Annotated in this window: 8 protein-coding genes; 5 read left to right on the forward strand and 3 right to left on the reverse strand. The window is 61.0% G+C overall.

Annotated elements, in window-relative coordinates; genetic code table 11:
- Window positions 1–255 precede the first annotated feature (255 nt).
- Window positions 256–3,009, forward strand: coding sequence for a UPF0182 family protein (locus tag VSR34_RS16200; RefSeq protein ID WP_342962916.1), 2,754 nt, complete (start codon window positions 256–258; stop codon window positions 3,007–3,009).
- A gap of 15 nt (window positions 3,010–3,024) precedes the next feature.
- Here the strand turns inward: VSR34_RS16200 and VSR34_RS16205 are convergent, their stop codons facing one another.
- Window positions 3,025–3,267, reverse strand: coding sequence for a hypothetical protein (locus VSR34_RS16205; protein ID WP_342962917.1), 243 nt, complete (start codon window positions 3,265–3,267; stop codon window positions 3,025–3,027).
- A 226-nt stretch (window positions 3,268–3,493) separates the two neighbouring features.
- On the opposite strand from VSR34_RS16205, the gene pdhA reads away from it, so the two are divergent.
- The 4 genes from pdhA to VSR34_RS16225 all read left to right on the forward strand — a co-directional run bounded on the left by pdhA (window position 3,494) and on the right by VSR34_RS16225 (window position 7,692).
- Window positions 3,494–4,591 carry a pyruvate dehydrogenase (acetyl-transferring) E1 component subunit alpha gene (pdhA, locus tag VSR34_RS16210; RefSeq protein ID WP_342962918.1) on the forward strand — a complete coding sequence of 366 codons (1,098 nt, stop codon included), beginning with the start codon at window positions 3,494–3,496 and terminating at the stop codon, window positions 4,589–4,591.
- The gene (locus tag VSR34_RS16215; protein WP_342962919.1) at window positions 4,584–5,564 is read left to right on the forward strand and encodes an alpha-ketoacid dehydrogenase subunit beta; all 981 of its coding nucleotides are present in this window, start codon (window positions 4,584–4,586) and stop codon (window positions 5,562–5,564) included. The genes pdhA and VSR34_RS16215 overlap by 8 nt, the downstream gene beginning before the upstream one ends.
- 4 nt (window positions 5,565–5,568) lie before the next feature.
- On the forward strand, window positions 5,569–6,693 hold the full coding sequence (locus VSR34_RS16220) for a dihydrolipoamide acetyltransferase family protein (protein WP_028231074.1): 1,125 nt from the start codon (window positions 5,569–5,571) through the stop codon (window positions 6,691–6,693).
- 309 nt (window positions 6,694–7,002) lie between these two features.
- A complete protein-coding gene (locus VSR34_RS16225; RefSeq protein ID WP_342962920.1) occupies window positions 7,003–7,692 on the forward strand; it encodes a DUF899 family protein in 690 nt (229 codons plus the stop codon).
- 660 nt (window positions 7,693–8,352) lie between these two features.
- Here VSR34_RS16225 and VSR34_RS16230 read toward each other — a convergent pair.
- Both VSR34_RS16230 and VSR34_RS16235 read right to left on the reverse strand, forming a co-directional pair.
- Window positions 8,353–8,973 carry a hypothetical protein gene (locus VSR34_RS16230; protein ID WP_342962921.1) on the reverse strand — a complete coding sequence of 207 codons (621 nt, stop codon included), beginning with the start codon at window positions 8,971–8,973 and terminating at the stop codon, window positions 8,353–8,355.
- Window positions 8,974–9,141: 168 nt separating this feature from the next.
- A complete protein-coding gene (locus VSR34_RS16235; RefSeq protein ID WP_342962922.1) occupies window positions 9,142–9,891 on the reverse strand; it encodes a hypothetical protein in 750 nt (249 codons plus the stop codon).
- Between the last annotated feature and the right edge of the window lie 229 nt (window positions 9,892–10,120).

Here is a 10,120-nt window from a genome sequence, read left to right on the forward strand (position 1 = left end):
CCACGCACGGCACCGGCGTACGGACGCGTGGCCGCACCGGCGTACGGACGTGCGCTGCCGATGTCAATAGCCGCGCAGAACTACAATCATTCAACCGGTCTGAACGCGCTCCACGCAAACCCAGGTGATGGGGTGGCTACGCGCGGACTCTCCGGGCTGCGTTACAGTCTGTTCGGTCGCGCTCACGGCAGACCGGCAGTGCGCGATCGATCCGATCGCGGCAGGGCAGGGGCGGCGGCCTGCACAGGAGGGACTATGCGGTCGGGAGTGAAGTCCGGCGTGCGCCTGAGACGCTATGCAATCACGGCGATGGCCGTCATCGCCGGCCTGCTTGTCGTCGGACGCATCACCGGTACCCTGGTCGACTGGCTGTGGTTCTCTTCGATCGGCTATGGTGGCGTTTTCTGGACCATCATTTCCGTGAGAGCGCTGCTGTTTGTGGCGGTGTTCGCAATTTCGGCGGGCGCGATATGGCTGTCCGGGATTTTGGCGCATCGTTACGCGAGGAGCGTCGATATCTCGCAAGCGGACGCCGCCGATTCGCCGGATGCGGCTGAATTTACCGGCGATCTGGCCGAACTGATCGCGCCGCGCGTTCCCTGGCGCTCCAGCATTGCCTGCGTCGCGGTCGTCCTTGGGTTGCTTGTCGCCGCCAGCGAGATCTCAAACTGGGACGTCGCGCTTCGCTTCATTTATCAGGTGCCTGTGGGCGAGCGCGATCCGATCTTCGAGCGGGACATCGGCTTTTATCTCTTCTCGCTTCCCGCCTATGTCGCGCTCAAGAACTGGCTGCTGTGGCTGGTCTTCTTCAGCGCGATCGTGGCAGGTGCTGTGTACGGGGTGCGCGGCGACATCGCGCCGGAGCGGCCACCACGAACGCTTTCTCCCGCTGCCATCACTCATGGTTCGGCACTGCTCGGTGTGTTCTTTGCGCTGAAGGCCTGGTCGTGGTGGCTCGAGCGCTTTTTGCTGCTCTATGACGACAATGGCGTCGTGGTCGGCGCCAGCTATACCGATGTCCACGTCGAGCTGCCGGTCCTGTGGATGCTTGTCGGCCTTGCCGCGGCGTCATCCGTTGCCCTTTGGATCTACATGCGCCGGCGCAGCTATCTGCTGCCTGCCGTTCTCACGCTGCTCGTATTCGGCAGTTCGTTTGCGTTCGCTGTGATCTATCCGTCGCTGTTTCAGCGCTTCTATGTCAAACCGAGCGAGCTGAAACTCGAAACACCCTATATCGAGCACACTATCGCGCTAACGCGGGAGGCTTACGGTCTCGCAAAGATTGAGGTTAAGCCGTTTGAGGCCGAGCAGGGATTGACACTCGACTCGCTGCAGGCCAATCGGGCGACCATCGACAACATCCGGCTATGGGATGTGCAACCACTGATGGATACCTATGCACAGTTGCAGGAGATCAGGACTTACTACAAATTTCTCTCGGTGGACATCGACCGCTATCAGCTTGACGCCGGATACAGGCAGGTGATGCTGTCGGCGCGTGAACTGGAACCGGCAATGCTTGCACCCAATGCCCAAACCTGGGTGAACCTGCACCTTATCTTTACTCATGGCATTGGCGTCGTGATGTCGCCAGTCACCGAGAAATCCACCGAAGGCCTACCTTCCTTCTATTTGCGGGACATTCCGCCCGTCTCCAACGGCGGCCCGGCCGTTCGCGAGCCACGTCTATATTTCGGTGAAGGGCGGCAGGATTATGTCATCGTGAACGGCAACGTAGCTGAATTCGACTATCCTCAAAGGCCGACCAATGCCTACACGACGTATAGCGGGCGCGACGGCGTCAGCGTCGGCAGCGGGGCGCGACGTAGTCTCTTCGCCTGGGAGCTCGACGATCCCAACATCCTGCTGAGCGGCTATATCACAGACCAGAGCCGGGTCCTGCTTCACCGCAACATCCAGGACCGCGTGCGTACGATCGCGCCGTTCCTGGGTCTCGACCATGACCCCTATGTCGTCGCAAGCAATGGGCGCCTGTTCTGGATACTGGACGCCTACACGGTCAGCCAGTGGTTTCCTTACTCCCGGCCGGGTTTCGGCGACGGCGCCAATTACATCCGGAACGCGGTCAAGGTCGTGGTCGACGCGTACAACGGCACGGTCGACTTCTATGTCAGCGATCCCGCCGATCCGCTCCTGCGCACCTATGAGCGCACCTTCCCGGGTTTCTTCAAGCCTTTGGACATGATGCCACCGGAGCTCCGGCGTCATATCCGCTACCCGGAAGATCTGTTCCTGATCCAGGCGCAGCTTTACCGCGCCTATCATATGGATGCGCCGGAGGTCTTCTACAACCGCGAGGATCTGTGGCAGTTTCCCCAGGAGCTGGTTGGAATCGATGGCGGGAGCTCCGCGAGCACGATGCCGCCGTACTACACGATCATGCGACTCCCCGGCGAGGCACGAGCCGAGTTCATCCTCATGTTGCCGATGGTGCCGAGCCAGCGGGAGAACATGATTGCCTGGCTGGCGGCGCGTTGCGATCCGTCCGGCTACGGCAAGCTGATCGTGTATGTCTTTCCCAAGGACAAGCTGGTCTATGGACCGTTTCAGATTGAAGCGCGCATTCAGCAGAATACCGAGATCTCGCAGCAGATTTCGCTGTGGAACCAGATGGGCTCACGCGTCATTCGCGGTCATCTTGTGGTCGTGCCGATCGAGAACTCGATTCTCTACGTTTCTCCGCTCTATTTGCGCGCGGCGTCCGGCCAGTTGCCCGAGTTGAAGCGGGTGATTGCCGCCTATGGCGACCGTGTGGTGATGGAGGACAGCCTGGGTGAAGCGCTGGCGGCGCTTTTCAAGGAGACCGGACAAGCGGCCTCGCCACCCCGAGGCAATGTGGACGCGCGCGCAAAAGAGGCACTTGCCCACTATGACCGCGCCATCGAGCGACTGAAGGCGGGAGACTGGAGCGGCTTCGGCGCGGAACTTGACGCACTCCGCCCGTTGCTCGAGGCACTCGGTTCCGGCCGTTCCGATGCCCGGAAATGACCGAAGGGAAATGAGTCAGGTCCGCGCTGCCTGACTTTGTGTCGATGAATGCGGTTCGCCGAGGCAAGCGTCGGCAACATCGACGATCGGCTCGCTGTCGGCGTGAGCTTGAGGAAAACTTTCATGAAAGACGATCATCACAGCGATCCTGCTTCTGACCCAGGCAAACTCAAAGGCCCTGGCGGCATGACTTTGCGGCAGATCCACGAACAGGTGCAGAAGTCCGTCCAGCGCGACCGCGATGCGCAGACTGCGCACAGCTCGCCCGCGCCGCCGCAGAGCCGGTGGCAGCGGTGGGTGCGCTATGTATGGGGCCGCAGCGGGCGGCGCTAGCCGCAGTTTGATCAGGGCAGTGCTGGCCGCATTCGCGAGCGTGAATCGGTCCTGGAAAGCATGTGCGCGAAGGTCGGGGCATGGGTGGCGCATCGCACAAGCACATACATGGCAGAAGGCCTACGATGTGGGAAACATCGAGGAGGCCGTCATGACCACGGCTGCCAGTTTTCACATCGGCTACACGCAGTACCTCGGCCCCGAAGGTGACCCCGTGCATCCGCTTCCGGCCTTCGCGCGCGATCCCGCAGCGCTCCTGCCGCTGTATCGCGCGATGGTGCTGACAAGGGCCTTCGACACGAAAGCGGTCGCGCTGCAGCGTACGGGTCAACTCGGCACCTTCGCGTCGTCCGTTGGCCAGGAGGCGGTCGGTGTCGGCGTGGCCAGCGCGATGCGCCCTGAAGACGTGCTGTTTCCTTCCTATCGCGACCACGCGGCCCAATTGCTGCGCGGCGTCACGATGACGGAAAGTCTGCTCTATTGGGGCGGCGACGAGCGTGGGAGCGATTTCAGTGTGCCTCGCTTCGACTTTCCGAACTGCGTGCCGATCGGCACGCAGGTGTGCCACGCGGCGGGTGCCGCCTACGCGTTCCAGTTGCGCCAGGAGCCGCGCGTTGCGGTGGCGCTTTTCGGCGACGGCGCGACATCCAGGGGAGATTTTTACGAGGCGATGAACTTCGCCGGCGCATGGGGCGCGCCGCTCGTGCTCGTGATCAATAACAACCAATGGGCGATTTCGGTGCCGCGCAGCCATCAGAGCGCTGCGCAAACGCTCGCGCAAAAGGCGATTGCGGCGGGAATCGACGGACTGCAGGTCGACGGCAACGACGTGATCGCCATGCACCACGTGGTTGGGGCAGCACTCGCGAAGGCGCGGCGCGGCGACGGTCCAACCTTGATCGAAGCGCTCAGCTATCGCCTCGGCGATCACACGACGGCCGACGATGCCACGCGCTATCGCGACGCCGAGGAGGTCAGCAAGCAGTGGGAATCCGAGCCGCTGCGCCGGTTGCGCACGTACCTGATCCGTATGAACGTTTGGGACAAGGCGCGTGACGAGCAACTCGGCAAGACATGTCACGCGCAGGTCGAGCAGGCTGTCGAGGCGTATCTCGCGATCGCCGCGCCTGACGTGTCCTCGATGTTCGACCATCTCTATGAGGCGCTGCCGCTCGCCATGCGCGAGCAACTGGCGATGGCGCAGCGGTTTGCTCCGCTTGCGCCGGATACGGAGAACGGCAATGGCTGACCTGAACATGGTCGAGGCGGTCAATGCCGCGCTCGCATGGGAGCTTGCGCGCGACCCCGCGGTGGTGCTGCTCGGCGAGGACATCGGCGTGAACGGCGGCGTGTTTCGCGCGACCGTTGGCTTGCAGACGCGCTTTGGCGCACAGCGCGTGATCGATACGCCGCTCGCCGAAACGGCGATCGTCGGCACGGCCGTCGGCATGGCGGCAATGGGCCTCAAAGCTGTCGCGGAGATTCAGTTCAGCGGCTTCATCTATCCAGCGATCGATCACTTGCTGAATCATGCGTCGCGTCTGCGGCACAGGACGCGCGGGCGGCTCACGTGTCCTCTCGTGGTCCGGTCGCCAGCCGGTGCGGGCATTCACGCGCCGGAGCATCATTCCGAAAGCCCGGAAGCGCTGTTCGCGCACATACCGGGGGTGCGCGTCGTGACACCGTCTTCACCCGCGCGCGCATATGGCCTGCTACTGGCGGCAATCCGCGACCCGGATCCGGTAATCTTCTTTGAGCCGACGCGCCTCTACCGCCTCTTCAGGCAGCCCGTGGAGGACAACGGCGAAGCGCTGCCGCTCGATTGCTGCTACGTGCTGCGCGACGGGGCGGATGTCACGCTGGTCAGTTGGGGCGGAGCGCTGCAGGAGGTTCTCGCGGCCGCCGATCTGATTGCGCAGGAGGGCGTGATGGCGGAGGTGATCGACGTGGCCACGCTCAAGCCGCTCGACATGGAGACGATTCTTGCGTCGGTGGCGAAAACGGGCCGCTGCGTGATCGTGCATGAAGGTTCGCGCACGGGCGGCGTAGGCGCGGAGATTGCTGCGGGCATCGCCGAGCGTGGACTCTACTCGTTGCTTGCGCCGGTGCAGCGCGTCACGGGCTATGACGTGGTCGTCCCGCTCTACAGACTCGAAAGTCAGTACATGCCAGGCACGGCGCGCATCGTCGCCGCGGTCAGGCAGGCGCTGGAGGCGCAGTGAAACCATGAAGATCTTCAAGCTGCCCGACCTGGGCGAAGGCCTCCAGGAAGCGGAAATCGTCGAATGGCACGTCAAGAGCGGCGAGGACATCCGGGCGGACCAGCCGCTCGTGTCGGTCGAAACGGCAAAAGCCATCGTCGAGATTCCCTCGCCGCAATCGGGCCGCATCGCGAAGCTGTTCGGCAAGCCCGGTGACATCGTGCATCTGGGAGCGCCGCTCGTCGCTTTCGAAGCGGGTAAGGAAGGTGGTGAGGATGCCGACGCGGGCACCGTAGTCGGCCATATGGAGGTGGGCCGGCAGCCGGTGCAGGAAGCGCCAGCCGCGCCAGGCGTTGGCACGGGAGCGGGGCCTGGCGTCATCAAGGCGATGCCGGCGGTGCGGGCGCTTGCCCGCAAACTGGACATCGATCTCGCGATGGTGACGCCTTCCGGTCCGGAAGGCGTTATCACGGCGGCTGACGTACAACGGGCAGCAAAGCTGCTCACGCAGCTAGGTCCGCCAGAAGTGCTGCATGGCGTGCGTCGCGCGATGGCGCAGAACATGGCGCGCGCCCAGAGCGAAGTGGCGGCCGCGACCGTGATCGACGACGCAGATATTCACGCATGGCCTCCCCATACCGACGTGACGATCCGCCTGATCCGCGCGCTGGTGGCCGGGTGCCGCGCGGAGCCGGGACTGAACGCATGGTTCGACGCGAGGATGGTGCGGCGCCATGTGCTGGAGAAGATCGATCTGGGCATTGCCGTCGATCTGCCGGATGGCTTGTTCGTGCCGGTGCTGCGCGATGTCGCGCATCGGGACGCGGCTGGTCTGCGCGCCGGACTCGACCGCATGCGTGCCGATATTCGCGCACGCAAGATTCCGCCTGAGGAAATGCGTGGCAATACGATCACGCTGTCGAACTTCGGCATGATCGCCGGCAAATATGCCGCTCCCGTGGTGATGCCGCCCACAGTCGCGATTCTTGGCGCCGGGCGGATGCATGACCAGGTCGTGGCGCACGAGGGGGCACCGGCCGTGCACAGGATCTTGCCGCTGAGCCTGACATTCGATCATCGGGTTGTCACCGGCGGAGAGGCTGCACGCTTTCTCGCCGCGGTCATCAAGGACCTCGAGATGGCGCAATAGCCGGCCGATGTGCCGTCGCGGCACTTCAATCACCGCGGGCGTTCAGGAGGCGCCGTTCGTGAAGCGCTTCGCGACATGGTGCTGAGCACCGCACAACGTTGCTTGGGAATCGCAGGCATGCGCTGCACGCTTTGTGCGCACTTGACTCTACGAGACATTCTGCGAAGGCTGCCCGGTCACCATGTCCGACCCTGTCTTGCCCTTCGACGGGAGTACCCTCGAAACATGTATTCCTGTCAGCCGGGCCGCCATATTCAATGTGTCCAGGATAGCGGGGTACACAAACATCAGTTTCCAGGAGGAATCGAAATGAGTGAACTACGGTATCCGAACGAGAGCAGAGAATATCGCGATGCGCGTGACGTGTTGCTTAAGGAAGAACAGGAACTTGTCGACAAAGTGAGATCGGTGGCAAATAGGCGTCGCGGTCTTCCTCCCGGGGGACAGTTAAAAGAGGACTACGTCTTCCAATGGGCCAACGATGGCAAAGTTGGCAAGAGCGTGAAGTTCTCCGAACTATTTGGGGATAAAGAAACCCTGCTTCTTTACTCGTTTATGTTCGGTCCGAACTGGGATAAGCCCTGTCCGTCGTGTACGTCGCTGGTCGACGGGTTTGATCGCACCTGGTATCAGGTCACTCGACACGCCGCATTCGTAGCGATTGCCAAAGCCCCCGCGGATCGAATCAATGCATGGGCCAAACAACGCGGCTGGTCGCAGATCGAACTGGTTTCTGGATCGGGCTCCGCCTATCAGTCCGATTACCGATGCCAGGGAGACTCAGATGATATGCAATGGCCAGTGATGCACGTATTCAGGAGGCAGAGCGGAAAGATTTTTCACTTCTGGGGTAGTGAGTTATCAGCGAATCACGTTGACACGGTGTGGCCGTACTGGAATCTCATGGACTTTACGCCAGAGGGTCGTCCGGACATTCCCACCCCGCCACAAACTTTTCGGTCAGAATTCCTTGAAAAAAACTATCTGAACAGGGAGTAGATTGGCGCGCGGTAGCAGATAGTGCGGCGCGCCGCCGCAAGGCCTGCCTCGTATCTTGCTAACGGGTGACGATGTGGCCCGCTTGCGCCGAGCCGCCCGATGATGACTATGGCCGTCCTGAACGAGAAAAGGGCGCGTCGTGCGGGTGGGCATGACGCGCGAAGGCCTTCCCTGGGACATGTACCAGGCACCAGGAAAATTATCGATTTCGACCAGGCGCGTAAGTCCGTATCCCAGAACTGACGAACTCCCTCGGTCAGGAACACGTGAAAAACCGTATGGCCGCTTGGCGGTCCGCATTGGCGTGGCCTCGTCAAGCTAGCGAGGCGTGCCTGGCGCTCACGAAGCGATTGGTCAGGTCAGCACGGCCTGCCAGGCGTGGTCCACAAGCAGTTCGGGGCTTGCAAACGACTTGAACCACTGCGCCGCCTGCTACGAATCCAGCGAGCGATGCACGCCCATCGTGTTTTCGGCCGTACCCGACGCTCGGCGATGGGTGGCTGTGCGTCGGCTGCAGGTTGGTTTGCTGCCGTTCGCGAACCAGCGTCGGCGAATGGCTTGCTCGCAGTCAATGAATGGGTCTTCTCGACCCGGAAGAGACAATGAGCAATCCCGATAACGGACATTCTTCTAGCCGGGCTGGCAGGAGTTCACAGTGCTCTAAATGACTGCGCCAGTCTCGGCGAAACGTTTCTTGAATTCTGGCAACTTTGCAATGATCTTGTCGAGATCGTCCGTGCGCTTGGGAAACAGCGTGTTGAAATCGTCGCTTCGATAACGCTCAACAAAATCAAAATCCCCGTACAAGATGTGAGCGATACAAACCACCACCCCCTTGAATTTTTCCATCTGATCGTAAGGCGAATTGACGTGGCGCGTGGTGTACTTCGCTGGCAAGCCTTTCAAAAAGCTATCCTCAGTACCAAGTTCGTAGTGGTTGTCAATGAACGCAATTCCATCTTGCATCATCGAAATCAATGCGGAGCGCGCCCCAGAAATATCCAATGTCCTGCCTTGAACGATCTGGCTTGGCTGACCAACCGATAAATATTCCTTGCGATCCTGCACAATCCAAAATCCTAAGCGCAGTTCTTCTGGTGTGTGTTGGAGCAGATGTGAAACGGTCTGGAGACTAACAATCGAGGTAGACGCGCTGGCCCCTAAGACGTATTTGCACAACTTTTGCGCACGCTTGTTGTCGATGCACACGCTTGGTTGCACTGGCGTTGTTCCGCGCTCAAAGCCAAACCCCGGGTGTATAACTAAATCCGTGTGCTTCAAAGTCCTATTCTTGAACTGTCCGGACACAAAGTTCCATCCAGTAAACTGAGAAGAAACCTCGTCACAAATTTCGTAGAGTTGAGCTTTGAAAGGTCTCATAGTCCTTGGGAATTCTGGCCAGCACAAGGGTTTCGAACGTACCTGGTTTCGAATGTCTCTTCATGGTCGTTACAGGCTATCAGTGACGTCCTTCAGCAGCTCACCATCGAACCAGACATCCTCATAGTCCGGCGCAAGCAATACACGCCACCCCGGCGGCAGTGCCAAGTAAGGGACAATGTTCGGACAGCGCTCGAGCAAATGGGCGACATGAAGCGGCTGATAAAAGTCAGCGTCCGTTGAGTGCTCGCCACCGTAAATATACCAACCGCACGTACCGTTTTCCGGGGATAGCCGAGCTGCGTGAAGCGGCACATTTTCAAGGGATCCAAGCGCGATCCCTACCTTCTGGCTCGCTTCGGGCGGCATGTATTCTGCACCGAATCGCCGGCAAACGTTTCTTTGGTCACTGGACATGGTCGCGCGGAATATGCTTGGCTCGTCGTGATTGTCGCCGATCCTGCGGGGTTTGTTGGATGTCTCAAAGTGGCCGCATTGCGCCCCACAGCCGAGCGCGACGATCGTCGTGGGCGTGCGCGTCATGCGAAGGGCATAAGCCGACCTAGATGGAATGGACACAGCCTCGGCCCGTTTCTGCCCTTCGTCTCGCGGCTCGACGGCGGCTGAACGATGACCGTTGGGCCGGTGAAGTGAAGACGCTGTTTGCGCGCGAAAGTCAGGCACGTTCCGCCGTCGTGACCATGTGGCAGCGATTCGTGCGCGCAGACCGCCGCGCATGTCGCGCCGGTTCATCTTGCCGTCGCGCCGTGGCAGGTCATTGTCACGCTTCCGCAATAATTTCCCCAGATCACGCGCCACTGTGCCGGAGCCATCTGCGCTTCGTGATGCGGATAGGTGTCGCCGGTCGCAGCGGGGTGCATCAGGCATCGATCGGGGGGCACACAAACTCAGCCGAATTGCCATTCCCAAGGAGAGAGACCATGCAACGCCGCACGTTTCTGAACACCCTTGTTGTCGCCACCGCTGCCAGCTCGCTGATGCTCGACGCGCAGTCGGCAGAAGCCGGACGCGCGGCGACGCCGGACGC

Origin of the sequence: Paraburkholderia sp. JHI2823 (assembly GCF_038900695.1) — a bacterium.
Lineage (GTDB): Bacteria > Pseudomonadota > Gammaproteobacteria > Burkholderiales > Burkholderiaceae > Paraburkholderia > Paraburkholderia mimosarum.